Source organism: Streptomyces sp. NPDC002125, assembly GCF_053593715.1.
Map to the genome: position 1 here is coordinate 316896 of NZ_JBSFDD010000003.1, position 19636 is coordinate 336531.

General features: G+C 71.2%; 19 protein-coding genes. 12 read left to right on the plus strand and 7 right to left on the minus strand.

What is annotated here, in order from left to right:
* Positions 1-58 precede the first annotated feature (58 nt).
* Together ACWCQM_RS07370 and ACWCQM_RS07375 are read left to right on the plus strand one after the other, a co-directional pair.
* A complete protein-coding gene (locus ACWCQM_RS07370; RefSeq protein ID WP_450914332.1) occupies positions 59-1084 on the plus strand; it encodes a J domain-containing protein in 1026 nt (341 codons plus the stop codon).
* A 46-nt stretch (positions 1085-1130) separates the two neighbouring features.
* Complete coding sequence (locus tag ACWCQM_RS07375) at positions 1131-1475, plus strand: rhodanese-like domain-containing protein (RefSeq protein WP_450914333.1); 345 nt, start codon at positions 1131-1133, stop codon at positions 1473-1475.
* Between the two features lie 457 nt (positions 1476-1932).
* On the opposite strand, the gene ACWCQM_RS07380 is transcribed toward ACWCQM_RS07375, so the two are convergent.
* The 5 genes from ACWCQM_RS07380 to paaA are packed head-to-tail and all read right to left on the minus strand — an operon-like array spanning position 1933 to position 5499.
* Complete coding sequence (locus ACWCQM_RS07380) at positions 1933-2994, minus strand: 2Fe-2S iron-sulfur cluster-binding protein (protein ID WP_450914334.1); 1062 nt, start codon at positions 2992-2994, stop codon at positions 1933-1935.
* Positions 2995-3492 carry a 1,2-phenylacetyl-CoA epoxidase subunit PaaD gene (gene paaD / locus ACWCQM_RS07385; protein ID WP_450914335.1) on the minus strand — a complete coding sequence of 166 codons (498 nt, stop codon included), beginning with the start codon at positions 3490-3492 and terminating at the stop codon, positions 2995-2997. It abuts the gene before it with no gap.
* Positions 3486-4187 (minus strand): 1,2-phenylacetyl-CoA epoxidase subunit PaaC, encoded by a 702-nt coding sequence (gene paaC / locus ACWCQM_RS07390; RefSeq protein ID WP_450914336.1) that lies wholly within the window; start codon positions 4185-4187, stop codon positions 3486-3488. Before paaC ends, paaD begins: the two co-directional genes overlap by 7 nt.
* A complete protein-coding gene (paaB, locus tag ACWCQM_RS07395; RefSeq protein WP_031090474.1) occupies positions 4184-4474 on the minus strand; it encodes a 1,2-phenylacetyl-CoA epoxidase subunit PaaB in 291 nt (96 codons plus the stop codon). The genes paaC and paaB overlap by 4 nt, the downstream gene beginning before the upstream one ends.
* On the minus strand, positions 4471-5499 hold the full coding sequence (gene paaA, locus ACWCQM_RS07400) for a 1,2-phenylacetyl-CoA epoxidase subunit PaaA (RefSeq protein WP_450914337.1): 1029 nt from the start codon (positions 5497-5499) through the stop codon (positions 4471-4473). The genes paaB and paaA overlap by 4 nt, the downstream gene beginning before the upstream one ends.
* A gap of 115 nt (positions 5500-5614) precedes the next feature.
* Here paaA and ACWCQM_RS07405 point away from each other — a divergent pair, with 115 nt between their 5' ends.
* From ACWCQM_RS07405 to ACWCQM_RS07415, 3 genes are read left to right on the plus strand one after another with little or no spacing between them, the layout of a single operon-like run.
* Positions 5615-6493 (plus strand): DUF5819 family protein, encoded by an 879-nt coding sequence (locus ACWCQM_RS07405; RefSeq protein ID WP_450914495.1) that lies wholly within the window; start codon positions 5615-5617, stop codon positions 6491-6493.
* Positions 6490-7758, plus strand: a complete 1269-nt coding sequence (locus tag ACWCQM_RS07410) for an HTTM domain-containing protein (protein WP_450914338.1) — start codon at positions 6490-6492, stop codon at positions 7756-7758. The genes ACWCQM_RS07405 and ACWCQM_RS07410 overlap by 4 nt, the downstream gene beginning before the upstream one ends.
* Positions 7755-8465, plus strand: a complete 711-nt coding sequence (locus ACWCQM_RS07415; protein ID WP_450914339.1) for a TrmH family RNA methyltransferase — start codon at positions 7755-7757, stop codon at positions 8463-8465. The genes ACWCQM_RS07410 and ACWCQM_RS07415 overlap by 4 nt, the downstream gene beginning before the upstream one ends.
* An 87-nt stretch (positions 8466-8552) precedes the next feature.
* Here ACWCQM_RS07415 and paaN read toward each other — a convergent pair whose 3' ends face one another.
* Positions 8553-10253: a phenylacetic acid degradation protein PaaN gene (gene paaN / locus ACWCQM_RS07420; RefSeq protein WP_450914340.1), complete on the minus strand. Its 1701-nt coding sequence runs from the start codon at positions 10251-10253 to the stop codon at positions 8553-8555.
* A gap of 124 nt (positions 10254-10377) precedes the next feature.
* Between paaN and ACWCQM_RS07425 the strand changes: the two genes are divergently transcribed.
* Positions 10378-10968, plus strand: coding sequence for a TetR/AcrR family transcriptional regulator (locus tag ACWCQM_RS07425; protein WP_267074753.1), 591 nt, complete (start codon positions 10378-10380; stop codon positions 10966-10968).
* Positions 10969-10978: 10 nt separating this feature from the next.
* Here the strand turns inward: ACWCQM_RS07425 and ACWCQM_RS07430 are convergent, their stop codons facing one another.
* A complete protein-coding gene (locus ACWCQM_RS07430; RefSeq protein WP_450914341.1) occupies positions 10979-11500 on the minus strand; it encodes an Lrp/AsnC family transcriptional regulator in 522 nt (173 codons plus the stop codon).
* A gap of 211 nt (positions 11501-11711) precedes the next feature.
* Between ACWCQM_RS07430 and pdhA the strand changes: the two genes are divergently transcribed.
* From pdhA to ACWCQM_RS07460, 6 genes are all read left to right on the plus strand, one after another.
* Positions 11712-12875, plus strand: a complete 1164-nt coding sequence (pdhA, locus tag ACWCQM_RS07435) for a pyruvate dehydrogenase (acetyl-transferring) E1 component subunit alpha (protein WP_450914342.1) — start codon at positions 11712-11714, stop codon at positions 12873-12875.
* A complete protein-coding gene (locus tag ACWCQM_RS07440) occupies positions 12872-13903 on the plus strand; it encodes an alpha-ketoacid dehydrogenase subunit beta (RefSeq protein ID WP_450914343.1) in 1032 nt (343 codons plus the stop codon). The genes pdhA and ACWCQM_RS07440 overlap by 4 nt, the downstream gene beginning before the upstream one ends.
* Entirely contained in the window at positions 13903-15363 is a 1461-nt protein-coding gene (locus ACWCQM_RS07445; RefSeq protein WP_450914344.1) for a dihydrolipoamide acetyltransferase family protein, read from the plus strand. The genes ACWCQM_RS07440 and ACWCQM_RS07445 overlap by 1 nt, the downstream gene beginning before the upstream one ends.
* 243 nt (positions 15364-15606) lie before the next feature.
* Positions 15607-16482 (plus strand): NTP transferase domain-containing protein, encoded by an 876-nt coding sequence (locus ACWCQM_RS07450; RefSeq protein ID WP_450914345.1) that lies wholly within the window; start codon positions 15607-15609, stop codon positions 16480-16482.
* 479 nt (positions 16483-16961) lie between these two features.
* Entirely contained in the window at positions 16962-18470 is a 1509-nt protein-coding gene (locus ACWCQM_RS07455) for a molybdopterin molybdotransferase MoeA (RefSeq protein WP_450914496.1), read from the plus strand.
* A complete protein-coding gene (locus tag ACWCQM_RS07460; RefSeq protein ID WP_450914346.1) occupies positions 18428-19570 on the plus strand; it encodes a potassium channel family protein in 1143 nt (380 codons plus the stop codon). Before ACWCQM_RS07455 ends, ACWCQM_RS07460 begins: the two co-directional genes overlap by 43 nt.
* Positions 19571-19636: the final 66 nt, after the last annotated feature.

Below are 19636 nucleotides of genomic sequence, written 5' to 3' on the forward strand. Positions count from 1 at the left end.
GCGGTATTCCGGGCACCGTGTGTCTTCATGCCCCTGGGCATGGCCATACGCTGGACGGGTGACCCACGAAGCCGCCGGGGTGCCGACCACCCGGAACGACGAAGACCGCCAGGACCAGGACCGGCAGGAAGAGCCGCAGCACGCGCGTGAGGCGGCCCAGGACGACCTGCGGACGGCTCCGGGCGATGCGACACAGCCCGACCCCGTCGCGGGTGACGCCGGCCCCGCCGTGGGGGGCGCGGGGGGCGGTACGGCCGGTGACACGGCTGGTGACGCCGGCGGTCGGGCGGCCGAGGGTGAGTCCGGTACGCCCAGGCCCGAGGAGCGGCTCGCGAAGGCCGTGCGGGTGGCCGAGCAGGCGCTGATCGAGTTCGAGATCGCGGTGGAGACCTTCCGGGTCGAGGTGGAGAACTTCTCCCGGCTGCACCATCAGAAGCTCGGCCCGATGTACACGCGACTCGATGAGCTGGATGCTCAGATCGCGGAGGCCCGGGCCGCGAGGACCGGTGATCCGGAGGATCTGCGCAAGGCGCAGGAGGCGCGGGCGATCGTGATGCCGATGCCCGGCGTCGACGAGCTCTTCCACGACTGGATGGACTCCGACGGGCTCTCGCCGGAGGCCTCGGCCATGCTCACCGAGCAGCCTGTCCGGCCGCCGAAGAGGGTCAGGCCGAGCGAGGAGGCGCGCAAGCTCTACCGGGAGCTGGCCCGCCAGGCACATCCGGATCTCGCGCCGGACGAGAAGGAGCGGACCCGGCGGGACGAGTTCATCGCCCGTGTGAACGCCGCCTACGGTCGTGGCGACGTGGCGCTGCTGCAGGAGCTGGCCGCCGAGTGGGCGGCGGGCCCGGTGGCGCCGGAGCTGCGGCTGAGCGAGAGCGAGGAGCTCTACGCACGGCTGGAGTGGCTGAGCCGCCGGAAGGAACTGCTCACCGTCCTGGCGCAGGAGCTGGAGGAGAGCGCGATCGGCTCGATGCTGAGGATGGCGCCGGACGACCCCGACCGGCTGCTCGACGACATCGGCGAGAGGCTTCTGGCCGATGTGGCCCAGCGTGAGAACGAGCTGGCGAGCCTGGTGCAGTAGCGTTTCGGAAGACCTTGGCGCGTACGTACGAGAGAAGGCATGACCCATGAATTTCGCTCCGCTGCCCTCGGTGGACGTCGCGGCGGTTCCGTCCGACGGTTTCGTACTGGACGTACGGGAGGCCGACGAGTGGGCGGCCGGTCACGTCGAGGGCGCGCTGCACATTCCCATGAGCGACTTCGTGAGCCGCCTCGGTGAGCTGACCGAGGCGGCCGACGACGGGCGGCGCGTGCATGTGATGTGCCGGGTCGGGGGCCGGTCGGCCCAGGTCACGCAGTACCTCGTGCAGCAGGGCATCGACGCCGTGAACATCGACGGCGGCATGCTCGCCTGGGACGGTGCAGGACGCCCGATGGTCACGGACAGCGGGAACTCGGCCTTCGTCCTCTGACGGACCGATCGTCCTCTGACGGCCCGATCCGCCTCGAACGGACTGATCCGCTTCTGACGGCCGATCCGTCCGGCATTCGCGCACCCATTGCTTCTGCCTGGCACCTGCGCCTGCGCCCCTGGCACCTCCGCCCTTAGCACCTGCGCCCCAGGCACCTTCGCCCTTGGCTTCAGCGTGGCAGCCGTGCCCCATGGCTTCGGCTTCGGCCTGAGCACCGCGCCCTGGTAACCGGCCCGGGTGCTCAGGCCTGCTTACTTCTCAGGCCTGCTCCAGGCCCCCGCACCTCCGGGTTCGGACCGGGCGCCCTCATCCGGCCTGCGACCGGCGCCGAAGCTCTGGGTGTTCCGCAATCCAGCGGGGTCGATCCGTCGGCCGTTCGCCGGCGTACGCGGAGGGGCACCGGCCCGACGTGGAGTGACTGGCCAGGGCGGGCCGGGGCGGGATGTCGGAGCGTGTCTCAGCGGTCGAAGTCGATCTCCACCTCGGGGGTGACCGGGTGCGACTGGCAGGCAAGCACGAAGCCGGCTCCGGTCTCCTCCGGTTCCAGCGCGAAGTTGCGGTCCATCCGCACCTCGCCGGAAACCAGGAACGCCCGGCAGGTCCCGCACACTCCCCCCTTGCAGGCGTAGGGAGCGTCCGAGCGGCTCCGCAGCACCGTGTCCAGCAGTGATTCGCCGCCCTGGACCGGCCAGCTGCCCGACCGGCCGTCCAGCGTCGCCGTGAGCGTGCTCTCCGCAGGCGCCTCCACCCGGGCGGCCGTGGACCGGGCCGTCCCCTCGTCGGCGACGTGGAAGATCTCCTGATGGATGCGCGAGCGGTCGGCGCCGAGTGCGCGCAGCGCGCCTTCGGCTTCCTTGACCAGGCCGAGCGGCCCGCACAGGAACCAGCCGTCCACGTCGGACACAGGCAGCAGTGCGGGCAGCAATCCGGTCAGCCGCTCACGGTCCAGCCGGCCGGAGGGGAGCCCGGCCGCCTGCTCCTCCCGGGACAGCGCGGTCACCAGCTGGAAGCGGTCCGGATAGCGGTCCTTGAGCTCGGCCACCTCGTCGAGGAACATCGTCGACGCCGCCGTACGGTCGCTGCGGATCAGGCAGAAGCGCGCTCCGGGCTGCCGCGCCAGCAGTGTCGAGGCGATCGACAGCACCGGGGTGATGCCGCTGCCGCCGACGATCGCCGCGAAGTGTCCGGGGCGCGGGTCGAGGATGAAACGCCCCATCGGGGGCATCGCCTCCACCTGGTCACCGACGGCCAGCTCCTTGAGGGCATAGGTGGAGAACGCGCCCCCGTCGACCCTGCGGATGCCCACCCGGAGCGTGGGCTCGGCCGGTTGCTCGGTGGCCGGTGCGCAGATCGAGTACGACCGACGGATCTCCTGGCCATCGATCCGGTAGCGCACATTCAGGTGCTGGCCGGGCCTGTGGCGGAAGGTCTCGCGCAGCTCGGCCGGCACGGCGAAGGTGACGGCCACCGCGTCGTCCGTGATCCGTTCGATCGCGCTGACCCGGAGCGGATGGAACATCTACAACTCCTTGAAGTGGTCGAACGGTTCGCGGCACGCCACGCATCGGCGCAGCGCCTTGCACGCCGTGGAGGAGAACCGGCTCAGCAACTCCGTGTCCGTGGACCCGCAGTGCGGGCAGCGCACCGACAGCGTCAGCGGCACCGGCCCGCCCGCCGCGTGCCCGGGCCGTGGCGGCGCTATGCCGAACTCCGCGAGTTTGCGGCGGCCTTCGTCACTGATGTCGTCCGTCGACCAGGCCGGGGCGAGCACCGTGACCACGGAGACCTCCGCGACCCCGTGATCGTGCAGGACGCGCTGGATGTCGGTGGACATGGTCTCGATGGCAGGGCAGCCGGTATAGGTCGGGGTGAGCCGCACCGTGACCTTGTCCGGCCCGTCAGCCTGCACACCGCGGAGCACGCCGAGCTCCTCCAGGGTGAGCACCGGGAGTTCGGGATCGGGCACGGAGCCCGCCAGCCGGTGGAGTTCCGCTTCGAGAGGGGTCTCGGTCACCATGACGCCCCCGGGTGGCTGCGGTGCAGGTGCTGCATCTCGGCGAGCATGCGGCCGAACGGCTCCGTGTGCACGCCCTGCCGGCCCGCTCCCGCCGTCCAGGCACCTGACTGCGGGCCCGACGGAAGGGTCAGGGTGGCGCGCTCCACCACGGAGGACACGGCGGTCAGCCAGCTGTCGCGCAGGGACTGCTGATCGACGTCGAGGCCCTCGACGGGCTCGGACAGCTCGCCGGTGAACCGCCACAGCGCGTCCAGCGCCCGCTGCATGCGCTCGTGGCTCTCCGGGGTGCCGTCGCCGAGGCGCAGGACCCACTGCTCCGCGTGGTCGCGGTGGTAGGCGACTTCCTTGACGGCCTTCGCCGCGAGATCCGCGAACTCGCTCTCACCGGCGGCCAGCTGCTCGTACAGCAGGTGCTGGTGCACGGAGAAGTAGAGCTGGCGGGCGATGGTGTGGGCGAAGTCGCCGTTCGGCTGCTCCACGAGCTGGACGTTGCGGAAGGCGCGCTCCTCGCGGAGATAGGCCAGCTGGTCCTCGTCGCCCACGAACGAGAGCAGCATCCGGGCCTGTCCCAGCAGATCCAGGGCGATGTTGGCCAGTGCCACCTCCTCCTCCAGGACGGGGGCACGGCCGGCCCACTCCCCCAGACGGTGCGAGAGCACCAGGGCGTCGTCGCCGAGGGCGAGGGCCGCGGTCACAGGTGCTTCACCCCTTCCGGGATCTCGTAGAACGTGGGGTGGCGGTATGGCTTGTCCCCGGCGGGCTCGAAGAACGAGTCTTTCTCGTCCGGTGAGGAGGCGGTGATCTCCGTGGAGGGGACCACCCAGAGGGAGACGCCTTCGGAGCGCCGTGTGTACAGATCACGTGCGTTGCGCAGGGCCATCTCGGCATCCGGCGCGTGCAGGCTGCCCGCGTGGGTGTGGGACAGTCCGCGCCGTGACCGCACGAACACCTCCCACAGAGGCCAGTCGGTCGAGCTGCTCATGCGGTGGCCTCCACTGGCTGGGCGGTCGTTCCGGCTGTTCCGGGCCGTGCCGCGTGCTTGTCCGCGTATGCGACTGCCGCCTCGCGGACCCAGGCGCCTTCCTCGTGGGCCGTGCGCCGCTGGTCGAGCCGCTGTTCGTTGCAGGGGCCGTTGCCCTTGAGGACCTCCTGGAACTCCGTCCAGTCGATCGCCCCGTAGTCGTGCTGCCCCAGATCCTCGTTCCACCGGATGTCGGGGTCGGGCAGGGTGAGTCCGAGGGCCTGGGCCTGCGGGACACAGATGTCGACGAAGCGCCGCCGCAGCTCGTCGTTGGAGTGCCGCTTGATCTTCCAGGCCATCGACTGCGCGGAATGCGCCGAGGCGTCGTCGGGCGGACCGAACATCATCAGGGAGGGCCACCACCAGCGGTTCACCGCGTCCTGCGCCATCTCGTGCTGGGCGGGCGTGCCCCGGCTGAGGGCGAGCAGAAGCTCGTATCCCTGGCGCTGGTGGAAGGACTCCTCCTTGCAGATCCGGACCATCGCCCGGGCGTACGGGCCGTAGGAGCAGCGGCAGAGCGGCACCTGGTTGGTGATCGCGGCGCCGTCCACCAGCCAGCCGATCGCGCCGACGTCCGCCCAGGTCAGGGTCGGGTAGTTGAAGATCGAGGAATAGCGCTGCCGGCCCGCGTGCAGTTTGTCGAGCATCTCCTCGCGGCTGGTCCCCAGCGTCTCCGCCGCGCTGTACAGATACAGCCCGTGTCCCGCCTCGTCCTGGACCTTCGCCATAAGGATCGCCTTGCGGCGCAGCGAGGGTGCCCGCGTGATCCAGTTGGCTTCGGGCTGCATGCCGATGATCTCGGAGTGGGCGTGCTGGGCCATCTGGCGGATCAGCGTGGCCCGGTAGGCGTCGGGCATCCAGTCCCGGGGCTCGATCCGGTCGTCGGCCGCCACCGCGGCGTCGAATGCAGCCGTACGTGCCGCGTCCGCCGAATCCGCCGTGCCTGCCGTCGTCTGCGTCGTCTGGTCCGCAGTCACTGCCGCCATCCCGGGCTCCCTACCGACCGATCGTTCGGTTCCTTGACTTCAATGGTGGGTCGGAGGCCCGTAGGGTGTCAACCCTGTGGATAACTGAGCGGTGATCGACGGCGATCGGGGCGGGATGGATGCGGACCGCGGTGGGGGCACCGGGAACGAGAAGAAGCGCGCCTGGCCCGGCTTGACGAGCCACCCGCCCGTCGGTCAGGACGAGGACGCCGTGCCTGCGGGGATACCGGGCGGGCCGGACCCGCATGGGCCTCTCACCGCTGCGCCGCCGCCCCCGGGCGCCCCCGAAGGGACCGGTCTTCCCCGGCCGCGTCAGGGCGGCGGAATAGCCGCGCTCTCGCTCCCGTACCAGGTCGTCGCCGCGCTCGCGCTGTCCGTCATCGGGCTGGTGGCCTGTGGACATCTGGCCATGATCTTTCTGCACGTCGCGCCGTCCAACACGCTGACGAAGCAGCACGGCGAGGTGGTGGACGACTGGGTCTACCCCGAGTTCGAGCAGAACTGGAAGCTCTTCGCTCCCAATCCGCTCCAGCAGAACATCTCCGTGCAGGTACGCGCCGAGGTCTTCGGTGCCGACGGCAGCGTCACCACGCGCTGGATCAATCTCTCGCGGCAGGACGGCGACCAGATACGGGGCAACCTCCTCCCCAGCCACGTCGACCAGAACGAACTCCGGCGCGCCTGGGACTTCTACACCGGGTCCCACGACAGCGAGAACCGTCCCAACGGACTGCGCGGGGAGCTCTCCGAGAAGTACATCCGCCGCATCGTCATGCTGCGCCTCGCCGAACATGACCACGGCGGCACGGTCCAGCGCATTCAGGTGCGGTCCGCCACCCGGTCCGTCGGTGCTCCCTCGTGGAGCGACGAGAAGATCAGCACCCGGCCGGACTACCGGGTCCTGCCGTGGTGGACCATCACCCCGTCCGATCTTCCGGAGAAGGCCGGAGTGGACCGGTCATCAAAGTCACCGGGCGGGGAGGCGGAGGAGTGAACACACCCGCGCAGTTCCGGCACGGGGGACGGCCCGTCGACCGTTCGCTCGCCGGCGCCATCCAGCGCATCACCGCATCGACCCTCGGTACCTATCAGAGCGCCGTCGTCCGGATCGGTGTCGCTGCCACCTATCTGCTGTTCCTCCTGCGCGAGCTGCCGCACCGGCACGAGCTCTACGGCCCCGACGGCCCGTGGCGCTGGGACATGGCGCGTCGTCTCATCAGCAACAACGACGCCTTCACCGCCCTGATGTGGTCGGACGGCGCGTTCTGGTTCGAGTGCGTCTACGCGCTGACACTGGTCTCGGCCGCGCTGCTGATGGTCGGCTGGCGCACCCGCGCCTCCTCCGTGCTGTTCATGGCCGGGGTGCTCTCCCTGCAGAACCGCAGCATCTTCATGGGCGACGGCGGCGACAACGTCATCCATCTGATGGCCGTCTACCTGATGCTGACGCGCTGTGCGCGGGTCTGGTCCCTGGACGCGCGCCGTGCGCGCCGCGACGCCCTGCGGGTCGCGGCGGGCGGGTCGCCGGCCCGTGACGTCGCGGGTCCGGTCCTCTGGGTGGTGCTGGGGTCCGTCCTGCTTCCAGCCACGCTGCTGGGCGGCCTCGGCGGCACATGGTGGCTCCCGTCCCTGCTGTGGGTGCTGTGGCTGGGGAACGGTGCATGGTGGGCGCTGAACCGCTACGCCCCGGACCGCGAGCCGCGCGTCCTCCTCGACGTCGTGGCCAACCTCGCCCACAATGCCGCGCTCCTCGTGATCATGGCCGAGGTCTGTCTCATCTACGCGACCGCCGGCTGGTACAAGATCCAGGGCTCCCGCTGGCAGGACGGCACCGCGCTCTACTACCCGCTCAAGCTGGACTACTTCACGCCGTGGCCAGGGCTGTCCGGCCTCCTCGCCTCCAGCGCCCTCGCGGTCATGGTGCTGACGTACGCCACGGTCATCGTGCAGGTCGCCTTCCCCTTCACGCTGTTCAACCGGCGGGTCAAGAACGTCCTGCTCGTCCTCATGATCGGTGAGCACCTGGGGATCGCCGTCCTGCTGGGGCTGCCCTTCTTCTCGATGGCGATGATCGCCGCGGACGCCGTCTTCCTGCCGACGGTGTTCCTCGTGTGGCTGGGACGCAGGGCGACGCTCGCCAGGCAGCGGCTGTTCCGGCGTGCGGCAGACAGGCCACGGGTGCCCGGACAGCGGGCGGGGACGGACGAGGAGGAGGCTCCGCGCGGCGACGGTGGCGGTGGCCATACGCTCGTCGGGTGACCAGCGAGACCGGCAGTACAGAAGAGCCCCGGGCGGCAGCGGTGCCCGATCCGTCCGCGGAACCCGTCCAGTACGACGAGGGGTACGGCGAACCGATCGGCGTCGGGCCGCATCCGCTGCCCTGGCCCGAAGGCGAGCGCTACGACCCCGAGCTCCTCGCCGGCGGCGACCGGCGCAATGTGGGCGACGCCTACCGCTACTGGACGCGTGAGGCCATCGTCGCCGACCTCGATCTCCGGCGCCACGACTTCCATGTGGCGGTGGAGAACTGGGGCCACGACTTCAACATCGGCTCGGTGGTGCGAACCGCCAACGCCTTCCTCGCCAAGGAGATCCACATCGTCGGGCGGCGCCGCTGGAACCGGCGGGGGGCCATGGTCACCGACCGCTACCAGCATGTCCGGCACCACCCCGACACGGCGGATCTCACGGCTTGGGCGGAAGCCGAGGGGCTGCCGATCATCGGGATCGACAACCTTCCGGGCGCCGTTCCGCTGGAGCGCACGGAGCTGCCGCGCCGCTGCGTCCTACTGTTCGGGCAGGAGGGCCCCGGACTGACGGAAGAGGCCCGGGAGCACGCGTCGATGGTCTGCTCGATCGCGCAGTTCGGCTCGACGCGGTCGATCAACGCGGGGGCGGCCGCCGCCATCGCCATGCACGCCTGGGTGCAGCGGTACGCGGACATCCCGGAGCCCCAGGGCGGATGACGGGTGATCCGCGCCCGGTGACCTGTGTCCGGTGGAGCGGATCCCGCTCCACCGGACACCGTGACGGGCCACCGCCCCGATCCCTGCTCAGGCCTGGCGGCGGACCTCCACCACCCGGAAGCGGTTGGACACGAAGGCCCCGTCGCAGAGTGCCGCGTTGGCCGCGGGGTTGCCGCCCGATCCGTGGAAGTCGGAGAAGGCCGCCGTCTGGTTGACGTAGACGCCGCCGGTGAGATTCAGCGAGAGCTGAGCCGATTCGTCGAAGCAGACGTCCTCCACCGCGCGCTCCACATCGGGTGACGTGGTGTAGGCGCCGACGGTCATCGCGCCCTTCTCCCGGATCGTGCGGCGGAGCAGATCCAGGGCATCGGCGGTCGAGCCGACGGCGACCGCGAACGCGACCGGGCCGAAGCACTCCGAGAGGTAGGCCGCCCCTTCGTCGGGCTTGGCACCGTCCAGCTTGACGAGGAGAGGCGTACGCACGACGGCGTCGGGGAAGTCGGGGTTGGTCACCGGGCGCGAGGCGAGGGCGACGTCTCCCAGGGCCGCGGCCCCTTCCAGACGGGCCTTCACATCAGGGTTCACCAGGGCGCCGAGCAGTCCGTTGGCCCGGGTGTCGTCCCCGAGCAGCCCGTTCACCGCGTCGGCGATGTCGGACACCACCTCCTCGTAGGACCTGGGGCCCGCATCGGTCGTGATGCCGTCGCGCGGGATCAGCAGGTTCTGCGGGGTGGTGCACATCTGGCCGCTGTAGAGGGAGAGCGAGAAGGCCAGGTTGGAGAGCATGCCCCGGTAGTCGTCGGTGGAGTCGAGGACGATCGTGTTGACGCCGGCCTTCTCGGTGTAGACCTGGGCCTGGCGGGCGTTGGCCTCCAGCCAGTCGCCGAAGGCGGTGGAGCCCGTGTAGTCGATGATCTTGATCTCGGGCCGCACCGCGAGGGTCTTGGCGATGCCCTCGCCGGGCCGCTCGGCCGCGAGCGCGATCAGATTCGGGTCGAAGCCCGCCTCGGCCAGCACCTCGCGCGCCAGCTGAACCGTGAGGGCCAGCGGCAGGATCGCCCGCGGGTGCGGCTTGACCAGGACCGGGTTGCCGGTGGCCAGGGAGGCGAAAAGTCCCGGATAGCCGTTCCACGTGGGGAAGGTGTTGCAGCCGATCAGCAGCGAGATGCCGCGCCCGGCCGCCGTGTACGACTTGTGCAGCTGGAGCGGATCGCGCTTGCCCTGGGGCTTGGACCAGTCGGCGGTGCGGGGTGTGCGCGTCTGCTCCTCGTACGCATACGCCACCGCTTCCAGGCCGCGGTCCTGGGCGTGCGGCCCGCCCGCCTGGAACGCCATCACGAACGCCTGCCCGCTCGTGTGCATCACCGCATGGGCCAGCTCGTGCGTACGGGCGCTGATCCGGGCCAGGATCTCCAGGCAGACCAGGGCCCTCGTCTCCGGCCCCGCCGCACGCCAGGCGCCCATGCCCGCACTCATCGCGGGGAGCAGGACGTCCGGGTCGGCGTGCGGATACTCGACGCCGAGCTCCGGCCCGTACGGCGAGATTTCGCCGCCGGTCCAGCCGTCGGTGCCGGGCTGGCCGAGATCCAGCCGGGTGTTGAGCACCGCGTCGAAGGCGGCCTTGCCCTCGGCCGCACCGAGGCTGCCGGGGAGGCCGCCCTCGCCGTAGGCCTTCGGGTGCTCGGGGTGCGGGGACCAATAGGCGCGCGTGCGGATCGCGTCGAGGGCCTGGTCGAGCGTCGTGCGGTGGGTCTGTGACAGCTTCTCGGCGGAAAGCTCGGCGGCCATGACGGACCAACTCCTCGTTGAGCCGGGCAGGGATGTGCGGACGGAGTTAGAGTAACCGAACGATCGGTCGGGACAAGGGGCCCCAAAGAACCTTGTGGACAACTCATGGGGGAGGATCGCGGTCATGACCACGGCCAAGCGGGACACGTACACCCCGGAGACACTGCTCACCGTTGCCGTCCGTGTCTTCAACGAGCGCGGCTACGACGGCACCTCCATGGAGCATCTCTCCAAGGCGGCGGGCATTTCCAAGTCCTCCATCTACCACCATGTGGCGGGCAAGGAGGAGCTGCTCGAGCGTGCCGTGAGCCGGGCGATCGACGGCCTGTTCGGCATCCTCGACGAGACGGGGGCGATACAGGGACGGGCGATCGCCCGGGTCGAGTACGTCACGCGCCGCACGGTCGAGGTGCTGATGGAGGAGCTGCCGTACGTCACGCTGCTTCTGCGCGTGCGCGGCAACACGAAGACGGAGCGCTGGGCGCTGGAGCGGCGGCGTGAGTTCGACCAGCGGGTGTCCGACCTGCTCAAGGCCGCCGTGGCGGAGGGGGACCTGCGCGCGGACGTGGACATACGGCTGGCCACCCGGCTGCTCTTCGGCATGGTGAATTCGCTGGTCGAGTGGTACCGCCCGCAGCCGGACGGGTCGCCGGAGGCCGAGCAGCTGGCGGACACGGTCGTCCAGCTCGCCTTCGAGGGAATGCGGGCCGGCTGATCCGGAGGTCCTAGGCGAGCTCGGCCGGGCGGTCCGGGCGAGGGCCGAGATCGGTTTCCTCGAACACCAGCAGGGTGCGGGTGGAGAGTACCTCCGGTATGGCCTGGATCCGGGTCAGGACCAGCTCGCGCAGCGCCTGGTTGTCGGGGGTGTGCACGAGGAGCAGTACGTCGAAGTCGCCGCTGACCAGCGCGATGTGGGTGGCTCCCGGCAGGGCCTGGAGCTCCTCGCGCACGGTGCGCCAGGAGTTCTGGACGATTTTCAGGGTGATGTAGGCGGAGGCTGCCTCTCCCGCGCGCTCGTGATTCACGCGGGCGCTGAAGCCGCGGATGACGCCGTCCTCGACGAGCCGGTTGATCCGGGCGTACGCGTTGGCCCGCGAGACATGGACCCGTTCGGCGACGGACCGTATCGAGGCGCGGCCGTCCGTCTGGAGGATGCGCAGGATGGCGCGGTCGGTGGAGTCCAGCGGGCGGGCGGGCGGGATACGGCCGGGGTCCCCGCCCCGGTCGGCCAATTGTTCAGCTGTCATCTGCCCGCGCCTCCCTGTTGTGGACGACCTGCCTCTATCCCAGGCTGTGGAGAACCGTTTGTCCACAGGCTGAAGGTGCCTGTAGCCAAATTGCGCTCGCGACCGAACAATCGGTAGGTGAGGCACACCACACCGGTGCCCCGCTCACGCCCGGACGTCCACACAGATTTCGACACCCCTCGATCTATCCCGATGCCAGGAGGTGCTTGTCATGACGGTCCAAGAGCTGCCCGGCGCAGCCGCCTACCGGCCCACGCCGCCCCCGGCCTGGAAGCCGCTCACCGACCCCGCGCCGCTGCTCCCGGACCCCGAGCCGTACCGAGTGCTCGGTACGGACGCCGCGGCCGGCGCCGATCCCGATCTGCTGCTGCGGCTCTATGCCGAGCTGGTGCGCGGCCGCAGGTACAACGCGCAGGCCACCGCACTCACCAAGCAGGGCAGGCTCGCGGTGTATCCGTCGAGCACCGGCCAGGAGGCCTGCGAGATCGCGGCGGCCATGGTGCTGGAGGAGCGTGACTGGCTCTTCCCGAGCTATCGGGACACCCTCGCGGCGGTGGCCCGCGGCCTGGACCCGGTCGAGGCGCTGACCCTGCTGCGCGGGGACCGGCACACCGGTTACGACCCGCGTGAGCACCGCATCGCCCCGCTCTGCACCCCGCTGGCCACCCAGCTGCCGCACGCCGTGGGTCTGGCCCACGCGGCGCGGCTCAAGGGCGACGACGTGGTGGCGCTCGCGATGGTCGGCGACGGTGGGACGAGCGAGGGCGATTTCCACGAGGCCCTGAATTTCGCGGCCGTGTGGAAGGCCCCGGTCGTCTTCCTCGTGCAGAACAACGGCTTCGCGATCTCCGTGCCCCTGGCCAAGCAGACAGCGGCGCCCTCCCTCGCCCACAAGGCCGTGGGTTACGGGATGCCGGGACGGCTGGTCGACGGCAATGACGCCGCCGCGATGCACCAGGTCCTGGGAGAGGCGGTGGCACGGGCCAGGCGGGGTGAGGGGCCGACGCTGGTCGAGGCGGTCACGTATCGCATGGACGCCCATACGAACGCCGACGACGCCACCCGGTACCGAGGCGACAGCGAGGTGGAGGCGTGGCGCGCGCACGACCCGATCGGGCTCCTCGAACGAGAGCTGACCGGGCGCGGACTGCTGGACGAGGATGGCATCGAAACGGTGCGGGAGGCGGCGGAGCGGATGGCCGCGGGCCTGCGCGAGCAGATGAACGCCGATCCGGTGCTCGACCCGATGGATCTGTTCACCCATGTCTACGGGGAGCAGACGGGGCAGCTGCGTGAGCAGGCCGCGCGGTTGCGCGCCGAGCTGGACGCCGAGCACGGGACGGACGACGAGAGCGGCGCGGAGGGCGGGCGATGACCACCGTTGCGGCGACGGCGGGCCAGCAGACCGGCAGGGTGAAACCGGCCACGATGGCGCAGGCCCTCGGGCGGGCGATGCGCGATGCGATGGCGGAGGACCCGGCGGTGCATGTCCTCGGTGAGGACGTCGGAACGCTCGGCGGAGTCTTCCGGGTCACCGACGGCCTGGCGAAGGAGTTCGGCGACGAGCGCTGCACGGACACCCCCCTGGCCGAGGCGGGAATCCTGGGCGCGGCCGTGGGCATGGCGATGTACGGGCTGCGGCCGGTGGTGGAGATGCAGTTCGACGCCTTCGCGTATCCGGCGTTCGAACAGCTGGTCAGCCACGTCGCCAAGATGCGCAACCGGACGGGCGGCGCCATGCCGCTGCCGATCACGGTGCGGGTGCCGTACGGCGGTGGGATCGGCGGGGTCGAGCACCACAGCGACTCCTCCGAGGCGTACTACATGGCGACGCCCGGTCTGCACGTCGTCATGCCGGCCACGGTCGAGGACGCCTACGGGCTGCTGAGGGAGTCGATCGCCTCCGACGATCCGGTGGTCTTCCTGGAGCCGAAGAGGCTCTACTGGTCGAAGGCGGCCTGGTCGCCGGACGCGCCGGCCGCGGTCGAGCCGATCGGGCGGGCCGTTGTCCGGCGCCCCGGGCGCAGCGCGACCCTGATCACCTACGGCCCTTCCCTCCCGGTATGCCTGGAGGCCGCGGAGGCGGCGACCGCCGAGGGCTGGGACCTCGAGGTGGTCGATCTGCGGTCGCTGGTGCCCTTCGACGACGAGACCGTCGCCGAGTCCGTGCGGCGGACGGGACGCGCGGTGGTCGTCCATGAGTCGTCCGGTTTCGGAGGTCCGGGCGGCGAGATCGCGGCGAGGGTCACCGAGCGGTGCTTCCATCATCTGGAGGCACCGGTCCTGCGCGTCGCCGGGTTCGACATCCCTTATCCGCCGCCGATGCAGGAGCGGCACCATCTGCCGGGCGTGGACCGGGTGCTCGACGCGGTCGCCCGTCTTCAGTGGGAGGCCGAGAGCTGATGGCGCAGGTGCTCGAATTCAAGCTGCCGGACCTCGGCGAAGGGCTGACCGAGGCCGAGATCGTGCGCTGGCTGGTGGAGGTCGGCGACGTCGTTGCCGTCGACCAGCCGGTCGTCGAGGTCGAGACGGCCAAGGCGATGGTGGAGGTGCCGTGCCCGTACGGGGGCGTGGTGACGGCGAGATTCGGTGAGGAGGGCGCGGAGCTGCCGGTCGGGGCACCGCTTCTGACGGTGGCGGTGGGCCCGGAACCGGCCGGGTCGGCGTCGGCCGGCCCGGTGGGGCCGGCGACGGGGCACGCGGCGTCCCGGGAGCCCTCGGGCACCGGCGCTCGCTCCGGCTCGGACCCGGCCACAGGCTCGGGCGCGGGTGACGAGAGCGGGGCGTCCGGCAATGTGCTGGTCGGCTACGGCACGGGTGCGCCGGCCGCGCGGCGTCGGCGGGTCAGGCCCGCCTCGACGCAGTCCCCGGCCGCCGCCTCCCCCGCCATGGCTTCGGTCGCGGCGCCGGGTCCTGGTGCGGCGCGGGAGCCGGGTCCCGTCGCGGCGCCGGCTTCTGGTGTGGTGCGGGAGCCGGGTCCCGTCGCCGTCATCTCCCCACTGGTACGGAAGCTGGCGCGCCGACACGGCCTCGATCTCCAGCAGATCACGGGCACGGGGCGGGACGGGCTGATTCTGCGCACGGACGTGGAGTCCGCGATCAGGGTCACGGAGGAGGAGCGCACCGGCGGCGCGGTTCGAGCCCGGCTGGTGCCGGACACGGCGGACGAGCGCATCCCGCTGCGCGGGGTGCGGGGGGCTGTCGCCGAGAAGCTGGCGCGCAGCCGGCGGGAGATTCCCGAGGCCACCTGCTGGGTCGACGCCGATGCCACCGAGCTGATGGCGGCGCGGGCCGCGATGAATGGCACCGGCGGTTCTGCCACGGGGCCGAAGGTGTCCGTGCTCGCCCTGCTGGCCCGCATCTGCACGGCGGCGCTGGCCCGGTTCCCCGAGCTCAACTCGCGGGTCGACTCCGAGGCCCGGGAGATCGTGCGGTTGTCCGGGGTGCATCTGGGCTTCGCCGCCCAGACGGACCGAGGGCTGGTCGTTCCGGTCGTCCGGGACGCGCATACGCGGAACACCGAGTCGATCGGCGCGGAGATCGCCCGGCTGACCGAGGCGGCCCGGGACGGGAGGCTGACGCCCGCGCAGCTGACCGGAGGGACGTTCACGCTCAACAACTACGGCGTGTTCGGTGTCGACGGCTCGACCCCGATCATCAACCACCCGGAGGCCGCGATGCTCGGGGTGGGGCGGATCGTGCCCAAGCCCTGGGTACACGGAGGCGAGCTGGCGGTCCGTCAGGTCGTGCAGCTCTCGCTGACCTTCGATCACCGGGTCTGCGACGGAGGCACCGCGGGTGGCTTCCTGCGATACGTCGCCGACTGCGTGGAGCAGCCCGCGGTGCTGTTGCGCACGCTGTAGTGGAGGCAGGACTCCGTAGCGGAGGCGGGCCTCCGTCGAGGCGATGGCTTCCGTCGTGGAGGCGGGGCTCCGTCGCGGCGATGGGCCCGTAGTGGAGGCGGGCCTCTGTCGCGGCGATGGCCCCGTAGTGGAGGCGGGCCTCTGCCGCGGCGACGGGCCGGGGGGCGGCCTCGGCCCGGGGGGCTTCTGTGAGTTCGGCCCCGAGGGGGGCCGTCGTGAACGGACGGCCCGCATACTCGGGGCATGACCGCCTATGACGCCATCGTTCTTGCCGGCGGTGCCGCGAAGCGCCTCGGGGGAGCCGACAAGCCAGGACTCCGCGTGGGCGGCCGCGCGCTGCTCGACCGGGTGCTCGCCGTATGCGCCGACGCCTCGTCCACCGTGGTGGTGGGCGGGCGCAGACCCACCGCGCGTCCGGTCACCTGGACACGGGAAGTGCCCGAGGGCGGCGGTCCGTTGGCTGCGCTCGGCGCGGGGGTTCGGCACGCGTCCGAGGAAAGCGTTCTGGTGCTGTCCGCGGATCTGCCCTTCCTCGGGGAGCCGACCGTCCGCTCGTTGCTGGAGGCGGCGGGAACGCCAGGCCGTGAAGGCGCCCTGTGCACCGACCCGGAGGGCCGGGAGCAGCCGTTGGTCGCGGTCTACCGGGCCGAGCCGCTGCGGCGTGAGCTCGCCCTTCTCGCCACCGAGCACGGCGGCCTGGCCGGACTCCCGCTGCGACTGCTCACGTCCGAGCTGGATCTGGCGCGGGTCGAGGCCGGTCCGCTGGCTTCGTTCGACTGCGACACCTGGGAAGACATTGGTGCCGCCAGGGCGAGGATCAGGGAGCATGGGACCGTGCTGGACGAATGGATCACCGCAGTCAAGACCGAACTGGGCATCGAACTCGACGTCGACACCGGCGTCCTGCTCGACCTGGCCCGTGATGCCGCTCACGGCGTCGCCCGGCCCGCCGCCCCGCTGACCACCTTCCTGGTGGGGTACGCGGCGGGGGTGGCGAGCAGCGGCAAGAGCCCGGAGGCCGTAGCTGAAGCGGTTGCGGAGGCCTCCCGCAAGGCCACCGCCCTTGCGCTCCGGTGGGAGGAGGAGACGGGGGCGGGAAACGGGCCCGGCACGCCATGACGGGTCACGGTGGCGAGGCCCGGGCTGCGGAGGTGGCCAGGGCGGCCGAGGCAGAACGGGCCGCAGAGGAGGAGCGGGCGGTCGAGCAGGCGTTGGCGCTGGTCGGGCGTCAGCCGCGTGCGGCCCGTCCTGCCCCGGAACGTCCAAGCGACGCGGTACCGGGGCCGTCGCCGGCATTCTCGGAGCAGGGCACGCACCTGGGGTGGGCCCCGGGCGCCCCGCATCCGGGCGCCTCGACTCCTGGGCCGTCGACTCCGGATGCCGCGACAACGGCCCACTCAGCTGCCGCGCACTCATCTGTCACCGGCGCATCTGTCACCGGCGCATCTGCCGCTGGCGCATCCGCCGCCGCAGCGACTCCGGGTGCTGCGACCCCAGGCCTCCCGAGCCCCGCTCCGGCACCTCCAGAGGTTCCGACGTCAGGCTCTCCGGCTTCCGGCTTCTCGGCCCCACTCGCTTCGGCCGCCCCAGGTTCCCCGATCGCTTCGGCCGCCTCGGGTTCCCCGGTTGGTCCGGCTGCCTCGGCCGGAGCCGGCCCCGCCCCCGGTACACCGGATCGAGGCGCCACGTCCTCCAGCACCCCGAACCGAAGCGGCTCCGGGCCCGGCAGACCGTCCTCCGACACACGGTTCTCCGACAGACCGTCCTCCGACACGCTGCCCCCCGGCATCCAGGGCCTCCCGTCCGCAGGGGCCCCCGGCGCCGGTACGGCCTCGTCGGCCCACCAGGGTTCGCCGCCCGTGCGCGCCCACCGATCCGCACACGCCCACCGGTCCGAGGCCACCCCGTGGGACCGCGCGCGGGCTCTCGCGGAGCGTCTCGGCCGTGCCGCCCCCCTGACCGCGCACCGGCTCCCCTTGGACCGGTCTCTCGGGCATGTCCTGGCCGAGGCGGTTGTCGCGCTCACCGATCTGCCGTCCTTCGACACCTCGGCCATGGACGGCTGGGTTGTCGCGGGGCCGGGCCCCTGGACCGTAAGAGCGGGCGAAGGCCTGCTCGCCGGGCGTGCGGCCGGCGAACTGCTGCCGGACGGGGAAGCGCTGCGGATCGCCACAGGCGCACGCATTCCGCCGGACGCGACCGCCGTGATCCGTAGCGAGCACGCGCGGTTCGACGAGGCCAAGGGACTGCTGCACGCGACGCGCGACGTCGTACCGGGACAGGACATCCGGCCCCGGGGCCAGGAGTGCCGTTCCGGCGACGAGCTCCTGCCGGCGGGGACGGTGGTGACCCCGCCCGTCCTCGGTCTGGCAGCCGCCGCCGGGTACGACGCCCTCGTCGCCGTACCCCGTCCCCGCGTGGACATCTTCGTTCTCGGCGATGAACTGCTCACCGCGGGGCTCCCGCACGAAGGTCTGATCCGGGACGCGCTCGGCCCCATGCTGGGGCCCTGGCTCCGCGCCCTTGGCGCGGACGTCGCCGACCCTCAGCGCCTCGGCGACGATGCAGGCGCGCTCCGCCGCGCCCTCACCTCTTCCGACGCCGACCTGATCCTCACCACGGGTGGGACCGCCGCCGGGCCGGTCGACCATGTCCACCCGGTCCTGGCCGAGATCGGGGCCGAACTGCTGGTGGACGGAGTGGCCGTGCGCCCCGGTCACCCGATGCTCCTCGCCAGGCTCGCCGAGGGCGGCCCCTGCCTGGTGGGACTGCCCGGCAACCCGCTTGCCGCGGTGTCCGGGCTGCTCACGCTGGCGGAGCCCCTCCTCCGGGGGATCGCGGGCCGATCTGCCCAGGAGCCGTATCGTGCGCCCGTACACGAAGAGGTGCACGGACACCCGCACGACACCCGACTCGTCCCTGTGGTCCACCGTGACGACAGGGTCGTGCCCTTGCATTACAACGGGCCTGCCATGCTCCGCGGGATCGCCGCCGCTGACGGGCTGGCCGTGGTGCCGCCCGGCGGGGTACGGTCCGGCACCGAGGTGGAGATCCTCGATCTACCGTGGGCCTCGGCGACGCCGTGGACGGAAGGGTGTTTCACGTGAAACTTCCCGGCCACGATGCGATGGCCAGGCGCGCAGACGAGAACGTCGTGCCCACTCGCGTTCTGTTGCCCCGCAGGGTGGTCGACAGACCGCTGCGCCAAGTGGCCAAGCGGCTGGCGATGGCTCTCACCGTGCTGGCCACCACGGTCTTCATCGTCTGGGCGGACCGGGACGGTTACTACGACAACGCCGACGAGAAGGTCGACTTCCTCGACGCCGTCTACTACGCGACGGTGACCCTCTCGACGACCGGTTACGGCGACATCGTTCCGCAGAGCGACCCTGCCCGGCTCGTCAACGTGGTGCTGGTGACGCCACTTCGAGTCCTCTTCCTGATCATCCTGGTCGGCACCACCCTGGAGGTCCTGACGGAACGGACCCGGGAGGACTTCCGGCTGAACCGTTGGAGAACCAACTTGCGAGAACACACCGTTGTCGTCGGCTTCGGCACGAAGGGCCGTTCGGCGATCCAGACGCTCTGTGCCACCGGTCTGAAGAAGGAACAGATCGTCATCGTCGACCCGGCGGGCAAGGTGATCGAGGCGGCCAACGCCGAAGGCTTCGTCGGTGTACTGGGCGATGCGACGCGCAGTGATGTGCTGTTGAGAGCCGAGGTCCAGAAGGCCCGTCAGATCATCATCGCCACCCAGCGCGACGACACCGCCGTGCTGGTGACCCTGACCGCACGTCAGCTCAACCGGGGCGCGAAGATCGTGGCAGCGGTACGCGAGGAGGAGAACGCACCTCTGCTGCGGCAGTCCGGCGCCGACGCTGTGATCACCAGCGCGAGCGCGGCCGGGCGTCTGCTGGGCCTCTCCGTCCTCAGCCCCAGCGCGGGCACGGTGATGGAGGACCTCATCCAGCAGGGCAGCGGGCTCGATCTCGTCGAACGGCCGGTGATAAAGGCCGAGGTGGGCAAGAACGTCCGGGAGACCGACGACCTGGTGGTAAGTGTTCTGCGCGGTCACCGGCTGCTCGGTTACGACGACCCGGCGGCCAGCCCTCTGCAGCTGACGGACCGGGTGATCACGATCGTGCGTGCCTCACCGCTGCATACGTCTCCGCTGCCTCCCCATCAGCATCCCAACCAGCGGCCATAGGTTCAGGCGATACGCGGCGCAGGCAGGTCCGTCCTCTTCCGGGAGAGCGCACGGAGTAGCCTCGCC